Raw genomic sequence first — 15,158 nt, forward strand, 5'->3', positions numbered from 1 at the left:
GTCTTCTCTTGTCGACCGCTCCACTGTTCTGCGTCCCCCGAATTGCGCGTGGTCAGTAGTCGATGCGCGTGGTCAGGAGACAAGGATCTCGGCTCGCCGCCCCGCGCGCACCCCTCGTCACGCAATCTCCCCGATCCGAGTGGCGACCACGTGGCGACCGAGTGGCGATCCGAGTGGGACGGTGGTCAGGCGGTGGGCAGCCTGTCGGTGGCGCATGCGAGGATGAGGCAGCGCGCTCGACGGGCGCGAAGGACGTGACGAGGCGAAAGGGCCGGGCCTGACGTGAGTGAGAATCAGAACCTCCTCGCGGAGCAGCGCCGCGCCCTGATCCTCGACGAGGTCCGCCGCCGGGGCGGGGTCAGGGTCAACGAACTGACCAGGAAGCTCGGCGTCTCGGACATGACGGTCCGGCGCGATCTCGACGCCCTCGCCCGCCAGGGCGTCCTGGAGAAGGTGCACGGCGGCGCGGTCCCGGTGGCCGAGGCGAGCACGCACGAGCCGGGGTTCGAGGCCAAGTCTGGCCTGGAGCTCAGCGCCAAGGAGGACATCGCGCGCACGGCGGCCACGCTGGTGGCGCCGGGCACCGCGATCGCGCTCTCCGGCGGCACGACGACGTACGCGCTCGCGCATCATCTGCTCGACGTGCCGGACCTGACGGTGGTGACGAACTCGGTGCGGGTCGCGGACGTCTTCCACTCCGCGCAGCGCACCTCCGGCCAGCGGCAGGGCGCGGCGACGGTGGTCCTGACGGGCGGGGTGCGCACTCCGTCGGACTCGCTGGTCGGCCCGGTCGCGGACCAGGCGATCGGGGCGCTCCACTTCGACGTGCTCTTCCTCGGTGTGCACGGCATATCGGCGGAGGCCGGTCTGTCCACGCCGAATCTCGCGGAGGCGGAGACCAACCGGCGTCTGGTGCAGTCGGCGCGGCGCGTCATCGTAGTCGCCGACCACACCAAGTGGGGGACGGTGGGCCTGAGTTCGTTCGCCACGCTGGCGCAGGTCGACACGCTGGTGACGGACGCCGGCCTGCCGGCGGACGCGCGGGCGGAGATCTCCGACCATCTGCGGCGGCTGGTGATCACGGGCGAACCCGAGGAGTCCGAGGCGACGGCCGCAGAGGACATCGGAATGACCGAGCGCGCGGAGAGCGACGGGCACCCCGCAGACATCTGACGGCCCGCCAGCTATGGTGTCGACGCCCGGTCAACAACCCGCTGTCCGGTCAACCACCCGATTCCGCTTGGGGGCTGAGTTCAATGGCACGCCGACTGAGGCCCGTGGGGCTGGAGTTCGTCGAGTCCGCGCCGCTGCGGCTGGTCTTCGCCCGTGAGGTGGCCGCGGCCCCCGACGCTGTGTACGGCGCCTTGGCCGACGACGTGGCGGGCTGGCCCGCGTGGTTCACGGCGGTCACCCTGTGCCGGCCCACGGACGGCGGCGCGGGCCGCGAGGTCCGGCTGAAGGGCGGCACGCGCTTCCGGGAGACGATCGTGGCCGCCGACGCGGCCGAGTGCTACGCCTACCGGGTCGACGAGACGAACGCGCCGGGGCTGCGGGCCCTGGTGGAGGAGTGGCGGCTTACCCCGGCCGGCACCGGAACGCGCGTGCAGTGGACGTTCGCCGCGGACGGCGCGGCCCCCTTCCGCTTCGCCCTGAAGCTGGGCAGGGCGGGCATGGGCCGGGCCTTCCGCGACGCGGTCACGGCGCTTGACCGGCGCCTGGCGGCGACGAACGCCTGAGCCCGGCCCGACGGGCTCAGGCCGCTACTCGGGCCAGGCCCCCGTCGCCAGGAGCGACTTGATGGCAGCCGCGTACGGCGTGATGTCCAGCCCCTGTTCGGCCAGCCACGCGTCCGAGTAGTACTTGTCCAGATAGCGGTCGCCGGGGTCACAGATCAGCGTGACGACGCTGCCCGTGTGCCCCGCGGCGACCATCTCGGCGACGATCTTCAGGGCGCTCCACAGGCCGGTGCCCGTCGAGCCGCCCGCCTTGCGGCCGATGGCCTGCTCCAGGGCGCGCACGGCGGCGACGCTCGCCGCGTCGGGCACCTTCATCATGCGGTCGATCGCGCCGGGCACGAAGCTCGGCTCCATGCGGGGCCTGCCGATGCCCTCGATGCGGGAGCCGCAGTCGCTGGTGGCGTCCGGGTCGTGGTGGGTCCAGCCGTCGAAGAAGCAGGAGTTCTCGGGGTCGGCGACGCAGAGCCTGGTGTCGTGCTGCATGTAGTGGACGTAGCGGGCGATGGTCGCCGATGTGCCGCCGGTGCCCGCCGTGGCGACGATCCACGCGGGCTCGGGATAGCGCTCGAGCCGCAGCTGCTGATAGATCGACTCGGCGATGTTGTTGTTGCCGCGCCAGTCCGTGGCCCGCTCCGCGTAGGTGAACTGGTCCATGTAGTGGCCGCCGGTCTCGACGGCGAGGGCGGCCGACTCGGCGTACATCGTGCGCGAGTCGTCCACGAAATGGCACCGGCCGCCGTGGAATTCGATCAGGCGGCACTTCTCGGCGCTGGTCGTGCGCGGCATCACCGCGATGAAGGGCACCCCGATCAGCTTCGCGAAGTACGCCTCGGAGACGGCCGTCGAGCCGCTGGAGGCCTCGATCACCGGGCGGCCCGGCCGGATCCAGCCGTTGCAGAGCCCGTACAGGAAGAGCGAGCGGGCGAGGCGGTGCTTGAGGCTGCCGGTCGGGTGGGTCGACTCGTCCTTCAAGTACAGGTCGATGCCCCACTGTTCGGGCAGCGGGAAGCGCAGGAGATGGGTGTCGGCGGACCGGTTGGCGTCGGCCTGGACCTTGCGTACGGCCTCTTTGAGCCAGGTCCGGTACTCCGCGTCGCTGCGGTCGACGTCGAGCGTGGCCATCGGCTCGTCGGCTCGATCCTGTTGTGTGGTGCTCACCGCGCGGCTCCTCCGGGTCGGGCCGGCCACGCCAACAGCCGGCCGGACCCCTCGATCATAAGCACCTTCCGCACGCTTCTCACCTGCATAAACACACCTTTGGGCAGCTCAAAGGCACACCTGGCGGCAAGGCGGAGCCGCACACACGGCACACTGGGGACAGCACGTCGTCCGTGAGGCCGACGGCTGCATACGCACTGGTGCTCGACGCCCCGTGCGTGCAGACTGCACCGCACGGGACGGCGGTCCCGTACGGAGCGAGACACCGAGCCGCGAGGGGGCGGAACGACATGGCGGAGCCGGAGTTCACGGCCACAGGCGTGCGCATCGGACGGCGATTGCGCTCCCTCACCCGAGCCGGTCAAGTCCGCATCAGCGACGGCAGGTTCGAGCTGCTGACCAGTTACGGCAGGGAGATCGACAGCGCGCCTGTGCAGACGGTGCGCGCGGGCAAGCCGTGGTTCGCCGCCGACGACCGGGCACTGGCCGAACTCAACGGCCACCGCTACCGGCTCACCCTCGCCGGGCACGACCCGACGCCCGGCTCGGCTGGACCACCGACGGTGCGCGGGTTCATCGACGCCGTCCGCAGGGCCGCGGGCCGCCTGCCCCGGGACTGAGCGGGGCCGGACGTCCGCAGCGCAGGGTGCGAGTTGCACGCCCGCACCCCCTGAGTCACTCTGGTCTCACATCACTCTGGGTTTACCGGCGATGACGCTGCGAACCAGCCCCGCCGGCCATACAGCAGGCGGCGTACCACGCGGCCACTGCTGGATCCGATCGTCGTCTTCTTCCGGACCGTAATTCGGGGAGTCGCAGCCGTGATCAGCCAGCCAAGCAGGTATTGCACGGTGGAGCTGCAAGCTCTGCCGGCGCGGATCGGCCAGGTCCGCAGAATCGTATCGGCGCAGTTGCGCTACTGGCATCTCGATCCCTTGATAGACCAGGCGGCGCTCGGTGTGACCGAGCTGCTGACCAACGTGCACCGGCACGCACAGCCCGACAAGGTGTGCACCGTGGAGATCGAGCTGCTGCTCGACCGTCTCACGGTCTCCGTGCACGACCACGACCCCCGCCTCCCCGAGGTGCACGACGCCGAGCTCTTCGAGACCTGCGGACGTGGCCTCGCCATGGTCGCCGCGGTCAGCGAGAGCTGGGGCGTCCGCCCGCACGGGGACCGCGGCAAGGTCGTCTGGTTCACCCTCCCGGCACCCTCCACCGCGGTCGCGCTGCCCACGTACCCGGTGTACGGGGCGGCAACAGCGGGTCCCTTCGCGGACCTGGCCGCTCCGGAGGCAGTCGCCGACGGGCACGCGCCCGGACATGCTCCCGCCCGGTCGGCCGTTGTCGGCTGACCGGGCGGTGACAGGCCCCGCGCGTACGACGTCGTACAGCACGTCGTACGGCGAGCAGGCCCACGTCACGTCGTACGTCACTCGGTGGCGATGGCACGCAGCACGTCCAGGCGGGCGGCCCGCCGTGCCGGACGCAGACCCGCGAGGGCTCCCGCCGCCAGGCCCACCAGGGCGACCACCACGAGCTGGACCGGCGGCACCGCGAACGCGAAGGCACTGCTCGTCGCGCCGTCCGACGCCTTGACGAGCACCCAGCCGAGGAAGCCGCCGAGCGCCAGACCGCCCGCCGTGCCGAACGCGGCGACCAGCACCGACTCCCAGCGGACCATGGCCCGCAGCTGCGCCCTGGTCTGTCCGACGGCCCGCAGCAGTCCCAGTTCGCGGGTACGTTCGTGGATCGCGAGGGTCAGCGTGTTGGCGATGCCGAGCAGCGCGATCAGGACCGCGAGCGCGAGCAGGGCGTAGACCAGAGTCAGCATCATGTCGATGCCGCCCGCCGCGGACTGCGCGTACTCGTCGCGGGTCTGCACGTCGGGATTGCCGTACTCCTGCGCGGTCTTGGTGACCGCCGCCTTGCCGTCGTCCGTGCTCACCCCGTCCTTGAGGGTGACGGAGACGAGGCTGTCGGCGTCCTGCGCGCGGTGCGGCGCCCAGGCCTCGCGGGTGATGACGTAGTCCCCCGCCAGCTCGGACCGGTCGAAGAGCGCGCGGACCGTGAAGGTGTCCTTCTTGCCGTCGGCGAAGGTCATCTCGGCCTGGGAGCCGACCTTCAGGTCCTGCTTCTCGGCTTCCCCACGGTTGATCGCGATGCCGTTCGTGCCCAGCGCATCGAGCGACCCGTCCACCTTGCCGAGGTCGAAGGACTTCGCGAAGAGACCGGGGTCGGTGACGGTCAGGGCGCGCCCCTCCCCGTTGACCTCCGCCGCGCCCTTGCCGAGCCCGACGGCGGTCTCCACCTCGGGGCGTTCGGCGAGCGCGGGGGCCAGCTTGGGGCTGAGTCCGCTGCCGCCCGCGCCGAAGCCGGGGGTGCTGACGGCGAGGTCGCCCGCGAAGGAGCGGTTCACCGTCTGGTCCATGGTCGCCTTCAGCGAGGCGCCGAAGACCGTGAAGAGGGAGACGACGGCGACGCCGATCATCAGCGCGCTCGCGGTGGCGGCGGTCCGCTTCGGGCTGCGCAGCGCGTTGCGCCGGGCGAGCCCGCCGGTGACGCCGCGCAGCCGGTCGAGGGGTCCGCCGAGCACCCGTACCGCCCGCGAGGAGGCGACCGGGCCGAGCACCACGAACGCGGCGAGTGCGAGCACCGCCCCCGTGCCGGCCAGCCACACGGACGGGCTGACCAGGACGCCGACCAGCGACAGGCCCACGGCGGTGAGTGCGAGGACCGTGCCGGTCACGGCCCGCCCCCGCGAGGCACCGGAGTGGTCGACCGCCGTCTCGCGCAGGGCGGCGAGCGGCGCGGTGCGTCCGGCGCGCACGGCGGGCAGCAGCGCGGAGCCGAGGCAGACGACGATGCCGACGGCGAGCGGCAGCAGCATCGACAGCGGGCTGATCACCAAGTCGCCCTCGGGGAACGGGAATCCGATGGCGGGGAAGAGCGCCTGCAGCCCGGCCGCGACCCCGATGCCGCCCGCGAGGCCCGCCGCCGACGCGACGACCGCGACGGCGCTCGCCTCGACGAGGGTCGACGCGGTGACCTGGCGGCGGGAGGCGCCGAGTGCGCGCAGGAGCGCGTTCTCGCGGGTGCGCTGGGCGACGACGATCGCGAAGGTGTTGTGGATGCTGAAGGTGGCGACGAGCAGCGCGACGCCGGAGAAGACGAGCAGGAAGCCGGTGAAGAGCGTCAGGAACTGACCGGAGACGTTGTCGGTGTTCTCCGCCGCCGACGCCTCGCCGGTGATGGCCTCAACTCCCTTGGGGAGTACGGGAGTCAGCGCGTCGACGAGTTCCTGCTCGGTGACGCCGGGCCCGGCCCGCACCTGGATGGACGCGGCCTCGCCGGGCTTGGGGGTGAGGTACTTCTCGGCGTCGGCCTGCGTCATGCCGGTGAAGGTGGTCTGCGCCATGCCGTCCTCGCCGCCGAAGGTCGCGAGGCCCACGATGGTGACCTTGACGGGGTCGGGGGTGCGCAGCGTGGTCGTGTCGCCGATCCTCAGGTCGCCGGACTCGGCGGCTCCGCGGTTGACGACGACCTCGCCTGTCTTGACGGGGGCGCGGCCTTCGGCCAGTTGGTAGGCGTTCAGCTCGCGGTCCTCGATCCAGTTGCCGGCGAGGGTGGGTGGTCCCTCGCCGCCGATGGGCTCGCCGTCCTTGCCGAGCAGCTGTCCGGCGCCCTGGATGCCGGGCGCGGCGGCAGCGACGCCGTCGACTCCCTCGATCTTCTCGACGAGGGACGTCTCGACGGCCTTCCGGGTGCCCTGGCTGTCGTCGGGCGTGGTGATGGCGTCGGCGCCACGGACGACGGCGTCGGTGCCGCTGGTCGCGTTGCCGAACATCGTGTCGAAGCTGCCGCGCAGGGTGTCGCCCATGACGAGCGTGCCCGCCAGGAAGGCGACGCCGAGCATCACGGCGAGGAACGTACCGGCGAAGCGCCGCTTGTGGCCGCGCAGCGAGGACATGCTGATGCGCGCGGACGCGCTCAGGGAGCTCATGATCCCGGCCCCTTCCCGTCGAAGGCCTTCATGCGGTCCAGAACCCTGTCCGCCGTCGGCGACTCCATCCGGTCGACGAGGCGGCCGTCGGCGAGGAAGACGACCTCGTCGGCGTGGGCCGCCGCCACCGGGTCATGGGTGACCATGACGACGGTGCGGTCCATCTGCCGTACGGCACGGCCGAGCAGACCGAGGACCTCCTCTCCGGACCGCGAGTCGAGGTTGCCGGTCGGCTCGTCGGCGAAGACGACGTCGGGGCGGCCGGCGAACGCCCGTGCCACGGCGACGCGTTGCTGCTGTCCGCCGGAGAGTTCGGCGGGCCGGTGGTGCAGCCGGTCGCGCAGTCCGACCACGTCGATGAGCGCGTCGGTCCACTCGCGGTCGCCCTTCGTCCCCGCGAGGTCCATCGGGAGCGTGATGTTCTCGGCGACGGTGAGCGTCGGCACGAGGTTGAACGCCTGGAAGACGAAGCCGATACGGTCGCGGCGCAGCAGCGTGAGCCGCCGGTCGTCGAGCGCGCCCAGTTCGGTGTCCCCGATGTGGGCGCTGCCGGCCGTGAGCGTGTCGAGGCCCGCGGCGCAGTGCATGAGGGTGGACTTGCCCGAGCCCGACGGGCCCATGATCGCGGTGAAGCGTCCGGCCGGAAAGCCGACGCTCACCCCGTCCAGGGCCCGCACGGCGGTGTCTCCGCCGCCGTACACCTTGACGGCGTCGGTGACGCGGGCGGCGTCGAGCGTGGCGGTGCCGCGCTGTCCGGTGGCGGTGCTCATGCCGCACCGCCCTTGGCGACGCGCCCGAACTCCTCGTTCAGGACGGAGAGCCGACGCCAGTACTCGTCCTCGTCGATCTCGCCGGAGGCGAAACGACGGCCGAGCACGGCGATGGGCGAGTTCTCGTCGACGCGTACGTTCCGCTCGCCGCCGTCGCGCTGCCACGGGGCCCGGCGACCGCGCCAGACGGTGCGGCGCAGGAGGGCGATGCCGCCGATCACGACGGCCGCCCAGATGAGCGGGAAGAACAGGATCCACGGGCCGGGCCCGCCGTCGAAGTGAGCCAGGGTCTGCATGGTGTCCATCTCCTCGGGAGCGAGTTCGCGATGTCTGTGCGGTGCGGTTCGCGATGTCTGTGGAGTGCGGTTCGCGATGTCTCGAGATTCGCTCTTCGAGGGGGTCCGAGTCGTCGTACGGCCAGCGGCAGCTCGCGTACCACGTGGGGAGTAGACGAGCCGGATGGCGCTGCTTCCGACGCTGTTCCGGCGCTGCTCTTGGGGCTGGACGGGTGGCTTCTGGATCTCTGTACCTACTAGTATGTACAGTGGCTCCATGAGCACTCCGGAGCGTCTGATCGAGTCCACGCGCGAGCTGCTGTGGGAGCGTGGTTATGTCGGCACGAGCCCCAAGGCGGTCCAGCAGCACTCCGGCGCGGGGCAGGGCAGCATGTACCACCACTTCCCCGGCGGAAAGCCCGACCTGGCGCTCACCGCGATCCGGCGTACGGCCGAGGAGATGCGGGCCGCCGCGGAGGCCGCGCTGGGCGGCACGGGATCGGCGTACGAACGTATCGAGGCGTATCTGCTGCGCGAGCGCGATGTGCTGCGGGGCTGTCCGATCGGGCGGCTGACGATGGACCCGGACGTGATCGCGGACGACCGGTTGCGGGAACCGGTGACACAGACGCTGGACTGGCTGCGGGAGCGGATCGCCGGGATCGTCCAGGAGGGCGTGGAGCGGGGCGAGTTCGCGGCTTCGCTGGACCCGCGGGCGATCGCGGCGACGGTGGTCGCGACGGTCCAGGGCGGCTATGTGCTGGCCCGCGCGTCCGGTTCGCCGGATGCCTTCGAGGCGGGTGTACGCGGACTCCTGTCGCTCCTTTCCTGATCGGCCGAAGTGCTCGAAGTGCTTGGAGTGCTTGGAGTGCTTGGAGTGCTCGAAGTGCTCGGAGTGCTTGAAGGGCTTGAAGTACCGCTACCTGTACGCCACTTGACCGAACGAGGAGCCGCCCACCATGCACGCGATGCAGTACGAGGTCACGCTGCCGGCCGATTACGACATGGGCATCATCCGCACCCGCGTGGCCACGAAGGGCCATCTCCTGGACGACTTCCCCGGCCTCGGCGCCAAGGCCTATCTGATGCGGGAGCGCGGGGTCGACGGATCCCCCGTGAACCAGTACGCGCCGCTCTACCTCTGGAACACCCCCGAGGCCATGAACTCCTTCCTCTGGGGTCCCGGATTCCAGGGCATCGTCGACGACTTCGGCCGCCCTGAGGTGCAGCACTGGACAGGCCTGGCCTTCGCCGAGGGTACCGCGCGCGACGCCACCGCCAGGGCCGCGATACGCCGCCGGACGCGGATCCCCTCCGGCACCCGGCTGGGCGGCTTCGCCTCCGAACTCGCCCACGAGGCCGAGCGGTTGGCGCGGCAGGAAGGGAACGTGTACGCGGCCGTGGCCATCGACCCGCGGACCTGGGAGGCACTGCACTTCTCCGTGTGGGACCACGCGGCGCCCAAGGGTGAGGGCGACGTGTTCCAGGTGCTGCATCTGTCAGCACCGGAGCGGGACGTGATCCCTCGGGGCCGACAGTGGTGAGCGCGGCACGTTCGATCCGTTCGGCCCGCTCGGTCCGTTCAGTCCGTTCGGTCCGCACAGTGCTCGGCGATGCACCCCCCGAGTCCCTCGGTATCTGCGACGCGCACGACCACCTCTTCCTGACCAGCCCTCAACTCCCGGGCCAGGAGCTGGACTCGGCCGATGGGGCGGCCGGGGAGCTGGCGGCGTTCCGCGAGGCGGGCGGCCGGAGCCTGGTGCAGTGGACGCCGCACGGCATGGGGCGACGGGCGGCGGAACTACCCCGCCTGTCCCGCGCGACGGGCGTGCGGGTCGTGGCCGCGACGGGACTTCACCAAGCTGCCCACTACACACCGGAGTTGCTCGACCGACTCCGCGCGGACGGACTGGCCGAGCTGTTCGTGCGGGAACTCACGCAGGGCATCGGCGACACGGACGTACGCGCCGGACTCATCAAGGTCGCCGGCGGTTTCCACGGCCTGGACGCGCACGCCCGCTGGACGATGGAGGCCGCGGCCGAGGCGCACCGCGCGACGGGCGCGCCGGTGGCCGTCCACCTGGAGCTCGGCACCGCGGCATTGGACGTACTCGACCTGCTGTGCGGGCAGTTGGAGATCCCGCCCGCCCGAGTGATCCTCGGCCACCTGAACCGTTTCCCCGACCTCACCGTGCACCGGGAGGCCGCCGCGTCCGGCGCCTTCCTCGCCTTCGACGGCCCGTCGCGCGCCCATCACGCCACGGACTGGCGCATGCCGGACGCCGTAGGGGCCCTGGCCGAAGCCGGGTTCGCCGACCGGCTGCTCCTGGGTGGCGACACGACGACGGCCGGGGCACGGTCGATCGGCGGCGGTCCCGGCCTGCCCCACCTGCTGCGCGGGGTGCGCCCACGACTCGAACTCGCCGTGGGCGCGGACGTGGTGGAGCGGATGCTGACGGTGAATCCGGCGCGGGCGTTCGGGGTGGAGTGGGCAGAGACGAGCCGGCCTCGGGCCGTCTCCCCTGCACGCCGTTGATGGGGCTGTCCTCGTAGACCTTGCGGCCCTGAGCCCCCCCCCGCAAGCAGGAGCCATCGACGTAACCAGTATTGCCCCTTAACAGGTAACACCCATTCCCCATATTGCACCGCCCGTTCCAAAACCTGTACGGTACCGACATGGCCCGACCGAGAACCTTCGACGAAGAGCGGGCCCTGGACGCGGCGATGCGCGCCTTCTGGGCGAACGGCTACGAGGCCACCTCGACCCAGGACCTGTGCGACGCCACCGGCCTGGGCCGCAGCAGCATCTACAACACGTTCAGCAGCAAGCACGACCTGTTCCAGCGGGCCCTCGCCCGCTACATGGACGTGATGACCGCCACCCAGGTCGAGATCATGGCGGACACCGGACGCTCCCCCATGGAACGCATCCGCGCCCTGTTCACACGGGTCATCGACTCCGAGTTCGAGTGCCGCGACGACGACCGCAGCATCGGCTGCCTGACCGTCAACACCACCGTGGAGCTGGCCGGACGCGACCCCGAGGCCGCCGAGCTGCTCGCCCGCGACCTCGACATCCGCCTGACCGCGTTCCGGGACACCATCCGCGCCGGACAGAGCAGCGGCGACATCACCTCACCACGGGACGCGGCCGACCTGGCCCGCTTTCTGAACGCGGTCATCGGCGGCATGCGGGTCTCCGCGCAGGGCGGCGCCGATCGCGCCACGCTGGAGGCGATCACGGAGACGGCGCTGGATGCGTTGAGTCGCTGATCCGCCCGCCCACCCACCAATCCACCGATCCCGCCGATCCACCGATCCACCGATCCACCGATCCACCGATCATCCCCCCCTTTGAGCATTCCCTCCTTCACGCCCTCCCGCTTTCGCATGCCCTCATTTTGTACCGTTCAGTTCATAACCAACCCCCGACAGGAGCAGCCCCATGCCCCGCGCCGTATACGTACTGGCCCTCGGCATCTTCGCCATGGTGACCAGTGAGTTCGTGGTCGCCGGACTGATGCCGCAGATGGCCCAAGGGCTCGACGCCACCATCCCGGAGATCGGCTATCTGATCACCGCCTTCGCCGCGGCGATGGCCATCGGCGGCCCCTTCCTCACCGTCGCCGTTCTGAAGCTGCGTCAGAAGACCGCACTCGCGGTCCTGTTCGCCATCTTCCTGGCGGGCAACGTGCTCGCGGCCGTCGCTCCCGACTACCGCACCATGCTGGTCGCCCGCGTGATCACCGGCATCGCGTCGCAGGCCTTCTTCGGCGTCTCCATCTCCCTCGCCGCGCGCATCACCCGGCCCGAAGTCCGCGGCAGGGCCATCGCGGTGGCGCTCAACGGGCTGATGCTCGGCACCCTGCTCGGGCTTCCGCTCTCCACCGTCATCGGTGAACATCTGGGCTGGCGCGCCGCGTTCTGGGCGATCACCGGTCTCACGGTCCTCGCCGCGTTCGCGACGCTCGCCGGTGTGCCGAGCCTGGACCGGGCCGACGAGGGCGGCGGGCTCCGCCAGGAGCTGGGCGCCTTCCGGAGCCCGCGGCTGTGGCTGACCCTCACCACCAGCACCTTCGTCATCGGTGCGACGTTCTCCGCCTTCAGTTATCTCAACCCGATCCTCACCGAGGTCACCGGCTTCGCCACCGGCACGGTCCCGCTGCTGCTCATCGCGTACGGCGCGGCCACCGTCATCGGCAACACCGTCGTGGGCAGGCTCGCCGACAAGCGGACCGTACCCGTCCTTCTGACCGGCCTGCTGCTCAACCTCGCGTTCCTCGTCGGCTTCGCCGTCTTCGCCCAACTGGCCTTCCCCGCCGTGGTGTTCATGATGGGCGTCGGCCTCGTCGGGGTCACCATGAACCCTGCCCTGGTGACCCGCGTCCAGCGCGTCGGCAACGCCCGGCCGCTGGTCAACACCGTCCACTCCTCGTTCATCACGCTCGGCATCATCGTCGCGACATCGGTCGGCGGACCCGCCATCGATACGTTCGGCCTGCGGGCGCCCCTCTGGATCGGCGCCGCCCTGGCGGCGCTCGGTCTGGTCACCCTGCTGCCCGACCTGAGGCGGCTGCGCGCGGCCCGCACCCCGGCCAACCCCGAATCCAGCACGACGGAGGCGGAGACGAAGACGGGGACGGAGACGAAGGCGGAGACGGGGACGGAGGCTGCTGAGCCCGTGAAGGCCTAGGACCTAGGAGTCACGCGCCGCCGACCTGCCATGATCATCTCCATCCGTTCCATGGTGGGAGGCAAGAGATGGCGACAGCACTGCCCGACGGGCTGGTCACTCCGGCGCTGGTGGTCGACCCCGATGTCCTGGACAGGAACATCGCGCGGATGGCCGAGGCCTCGCGGTCCCACGGTTTCGCCCTGCGACCGCACGCCAAGAGCCACAAGTGCGCGCGGATCGCCGACCGGCAGCTGAGGGCCGGCGCGTCCGGCCTCTCGGTGGCCACGGTCAGCGAGGCCGAGGCCTTCGCACGGGACGGCGTGGACGACCTGTTCATCGCCTATCCCGTGTGGCCCGACGCCGACAAGGCGCGGCGGCTGCGCGCCCTGGCGGACGACGTCGCCCTGCGGGTCGGCGTCGAGTCGGCCGAGGGCGCGCGGCGGCTAGGTGACGCCGTACGTGGCAGCGCCCGGCCCGTCGAGGTACTCGTCGAGGTCGACAGCGGCAACCACCGCACCGGCGTAGAGCCGCACGCCGCCGGCGCGGTCGGGCGTGCGGCGGCGGACGCCGGACTGCGTGTCGTAGGCGTCTTCACGTTCCCGGGGCACGGCTACGGCCACGACCCGCGGGCCCGTGGTCGCGCCGCACGCGACGAGGAGCGCACGCTGGTCGAGGCCGCGCAGTCCCTGCGGGACGTCGGACTGGACGTACACGTCATCAGCGGCGGGTCGACGCCGACGGTGGGGCAGTGGCAGCCGGGCGCGGTCAATGAACTGCGGCCCGGCGTATACGTGTTCAACGACGCGACCCAACTCGCCATCGGCACCTGCACCGTCGAGGACCTCGCACTGGCCGCCGCGGCCACCGTGATCAGCGTGCCGGCCCCCGACCGCTTCGTGCTGGACATCGGCAGCAAGGTGCTCGGCTCCGACCGCTCGCCGTGGGTGACGGGCCACGGCCATCTGCCCGCGTTCCCGGAGGCGACGATCAGCGGCCTGTGGGAGCACCACGCCGTCGTCCGGCTCCCGCAGGGGGTGAAGGGACCGGAACTCGGGTCGCTGGTGGCCGTCGTACCCAACCACATCTGTACGCCGGTGAATCTCGCCGACGAACTGCTGGTCGTCCGCGACCGTGAGGTGATCGACCGCTGGCGGGTGTCGGCGCGGGGCACCAACACCTGAGCGCACCTCGCACCTTGAAGGGAGGCGGTCAGGCGCTCGGGACGGCCAGCGCCCTCAGGGGGTCGTCGAGCACCGGCTGCCAGGCCAGCTCGGCGGCTCCCACCAGGCTGTTGTGGTCGAGCGTGCAGGCCAGGATCGGTACGCCGCCACTGCGCCCCCACAGGCTGCGGTCGGCCACCACGGCGCGCAGCCGCTCGGGGTCGGCCTCCAGGAGGGCGCGGTGCAGTCCGCCGAGGATGATCCGGTCCGGGTTGAGGATGTTCACCAGGCCCGCGAGGCCGAGCCCCAGACGGTCGATCAGCTCCTCGGTCGCCGCGCGCACGGAGGGGTCGGCGGCCGCGTCGCGCAGCAGGTCGCGGGCCTGCTGGAGCAGACCCTCGGGGCCGGGTTCGCGACCGGCGGCGGTCAGGAAGGCCAGCGGGTCCGTCTCGACGTCCAGACAACCGCGGCTCCCGCAGTGGCAGGGGCGGCCCTCGGGGTTGACGGTGAGGTGGCCGACCTCAAGGGCGAGGCCCGAACTGCCGGTGTGCAGACGGCCGTCGAGGACGAGCGCGCCGCCGACGCCGCGATGGCCGGTCGCCACGCACAGCAGGTCGCGGGCGCCGCGCCCCGCGCCGTGCCGGTGCTCGGCGAGTGCGGCGAGGTTGACGTCGTTGGCGGCGAACGCCGGTCCCGCGATCTCCGCTTCCCGTACGCAGTCCGCGAAGATCTGCCGGACCTGCGAACCCGCGGGCCACGCGAGGTGCAGCGGATTGAGCGCGGTGCCCTCCGGTTCGGCGACGGCGGACGGCACGGCGAGGCCCGCGCCCACGCACCGCCGCCCGGTGTCCCGCAGCAGTTGGGCGCCCGCGTCGATGACCGAGCCGAGCACCTGCGCCGGGTCGGCGTCGATGGTCTCGCAGCCGGGCGCGGTGGCGACGATGCGGCCCCCGAGCCCGACCAGCGCCGCCCGGAAGCCGTCCGAGTGCACCTGAGCGGCGAGTACGACCGGCCCGTCCTCGGCGACGGAGAGCCCGTGCGAAGGCCGGCCCTGGGCACCCGCGGGCGCGCTCGGCCGTGCGTCGATCCGGATCAGGCCGAGCGCCTCGAGCTCGGCGGCGACGGCCCCCGCGGTGGCGCGGGTGACACCCAGCTCGGCGGTGAGCACGGCACGCGTCGGGGCCCGTCCGGTGTGGACGAGTTCGAGGGCGGGACCGAGCGCGCCGCGCCCTCGCTCCAGGCGCGTGCGCGTGGACAGATCCCCCTCGGCACGGGGGGCAGCCTTGCCGTTCATGAGGGCGAGTCTCCCATGATCCGTACGCCGCCTCGCCGTTCGGCCGTCATCCGCTCTTCCCCCGCCCTTCGCCGACACCTCACGAGC

General features: G+C 71.6%; 15 protein-coding genes. 10 read left to right on the plus strand and 5 right to left on the minus strand.

Going from position 1 to position 15,158, the window contains the following annotated elements; genetic code table 11:
* The first annotated feature begins 282 nt into the window (after positions 1-282).
* The gene (locus ACIBKX_RS18140) at positions 283-1,173 is read left to right on the plus strand and encodes a DeoR/GlpR family DNA-binding transcription regulator (RefSeq protein ID WP_363274158.1); all 891 of its coding nucleotides are present in this window, start codon (positions 283-285) and stop codon (positions 1,171-1,173) included.
* Positions 1,174-1,256: 83 nt separating this feature from the next.
* A complete protein-coding gene (locus ACIBKX_RS18145; protein ID WP_363274159.1) occupies positions 1,257-1,736 on the plus strand; it encodes an SRPBCC family protein in 480 nt (159 codons plus the stop codon).
* 24 nt (positions 1,737-1,760) lie between these two features.
* Here the strand turns inward: ACIBKX_RS18145 and ACIBKX_RS18150 are convergent, their stop codons facing one another.
* The gene (locus tag ACIBKX_RS18150) at positions 1,761-2,858 is read right to left on the minus strand and encodes a PLP-dependent cysteine synthase family protein (protein ID WP_363274232.1); all 1,098 of its coding nucleotides are present in this window, start codon (positions 2,856-2,858) and stop codon (positions 1,761-1,763) included.
* A 326-nt stretch (positions 2,859-3,184) separates the two neighbouring features.
* Here ACIBKX_RS18150 and ACIBKX_RS18155 point away from each other — a divergent pair, with 326 nt between their 5' ends.
* Together ACIBKX_RS18155 and ACIBKX_RS18160 are read left to right on the plus strand one after the other, a co-directional pair.
* Positions 3,185-3,514 carry a hypothetical protein gene (locus ACIBKX_RS18155; RefSeq protein ID WP_363274160.1) on the plus strand — a complete coding sequence of 110 codons (330 nt, stop codon included), beginning with the start codon at positions 3,185-3,187 and terminating at the stop codon, positions 3,512-3,514.
* A gap of 201 nt (positions 3,515-3,715) precedes the next feature.
* The gene (locus ACIBKX_RS18160) at positions 3,716-4,249 is read left to right on the plus strand and encodes an ATP-binding protein (RefSeq protein WP_363274161.1); all 534 of its coding nucleotides are present in this window, start codon (positions 3,716-3,718) and stop codon (positions 4,247-4,249) included.
* A gap of 77 nt (positions 4,250-4,326) precedes the next feature.
* Here the strand turns inward: ACIBKX_RS18160 and ACIBKX_RS18165 are convergent, their stop codons facing one another.
* The 3 genes from ACIBKX_RS18165 to ACIBKX_RS18175 are packed head-to-tail and all read right to left on the minus strand — an operon-like array spanning position 4,327 to position 7,963.
* Positions 4,327-6,888 carry an ABC transporter permease gene (locus ACIBKX_RS18165; protein ID WP_363274233.1) on the minus strand — a complete coding sequence of 854 codons (2,562 nt, stop codon included), beginning with the start codon at positions 6,886-6,888 and terminating at the stop codon, positions 4,327-4,329.
* A gap of 5 nt (positions 6,889-6,893) precedes the next feature.
* On the minus strand, positions 6,894-7,667 hold the full coding sequence (locus tag ACIBKX_RS18170; protein WP_363274162.1) for an ABC transporter ATP-binding protein: 774 nt from the start codon (positions 7,665-7,667) through the stop codon (positions 6,894-6,896).
* The gene (locus tag ACIBKX_RS18175) at positions 7,664-7,963 is read right to left on the minus strand and encodes an SHOCT domain-containing protein (protein ID WP_363274164.1); all 300 of its coding nucleotides are present in this window, start codon (positions 7,961-7,963) and stop codon (positions 7,664-7,666) included. Before ACIBKX_RS18175 ends, ACIBKX_RS18170 begins: the two co-directional genes overlap by 4 nt.
* A 241-nt stretch (positions 7,964-8,204) precedes the next feature.
* On the opposite strand from ACIBKX_RS18175, the gene ACIBKX_RS18180 reads away from it, so the two are divergent.
* The 6 genes from ACIBKX_RS18180 to ACIBKX_RS18205 all read left to right on the plus strand — a co-directional run bounded on the left by ACIBKX_RS18180 (position 8,205) and on the right by ACIBKX_RS18205 (position 13,798).
* Positions 8,205-8,774, plus strand: coding sequence for a TetR/AcrR family transcriptional regulator (locus ACIBKX_RS18180; protein WP_363274166.1), 570 nt, complete (start codon positions 8,205-8,207; stop codon positions 8,772-8,774).
* A gap of 127 nt (positions 8,775-8,901) precedes the next feature.
* The gene (locus ACIBKX_RS18185; protein ID WP_363274167.1) at positions 8,902-9,486 is read left to right on the plus strand and encodes a DUF4865 family protein; all 585 of its coding nucleotides are present in this window, start codon (positions 8,902-8,904) and stop codon (positions 9,484-9,486) included.
* A gap of 59 nt (positions 9,487-9,545) precedes the next feature.
* On the plus strand, positions 9,546-10,478 hold the full coding sequence (locus ACIBKX_RS18190; protein WP_363274168.1) for a phosphotriesterase: 933 nt from the start codon (positions 9,546-9,548) through the stop codon (positions 10,476-10,478).
* 140 nt (positions 10,479-10,618) lie between these two features.
* The gene (locus ACIBKX_RS18195) at positions 10,619-11,215 is read left to right on the plus strand and encodes a TetR/AcrR family transcriptional regulator (RefSeq protein WP_363274169.1); all 597 of its coding nucleotides are present in this window, start codon (positions 10,619-10,621) and stop codon (positions 11,213-11,215) included.
* 172 nt (positions 11,216-11,387) lie between these two features.
* The gene (locus ACIBKX_RS18200) at positions 11,388-12,635 is read left to right on the plus strand and encodes an MFS transporter (RefSeq protein ID WP_363274170.1); all 1,248 of its coding nucleotides are present in this window, start codon (positions 11,388-11,390) and stop codon (positions 12,633-12,635) included.
* 68 nt (positions 12,636-12,703) lie between these two features.
* Positions 12,704-13,798 carry an alanine racemase gene (locus tag ACIBKX_RS18205; protein WP_363274171.1) on the plus strand — a complete coding sequence of 365 codons (1,095 nt, stop codon included), beginning with the start codon at positions 12,704-12,706 and terminating at the stop codon, positions 13,796-13,798.
* 28 nt (positions 13,799-13,826) lie between these two features.
* Here ACIBKX_RS18205 and ACIBKX_RS18210 read toward each other — a convergent pair whose 3' ends face one another.
* Positions 13,827-15,071 (minus strand): ROK family protein, encoded by a 1,245-nt coding sequence (locus ACIBKX_RS18210; protein WP_363274172.1) that lies wholly within the window; start codon positions 15,069-15,071, stop codon positions 13,827-13,829.
* Positions 15,072-15,158: the final 87 nt, after the last annotated feature.

The organism is Streptomyces sp. NPDC050658, assembly GCF_044457025.1.
Lineage (GTDB): Bacteria > Actinomycetota > Actinomycetes > Streptomycetales > Streptomycetaceae > Streptomyces.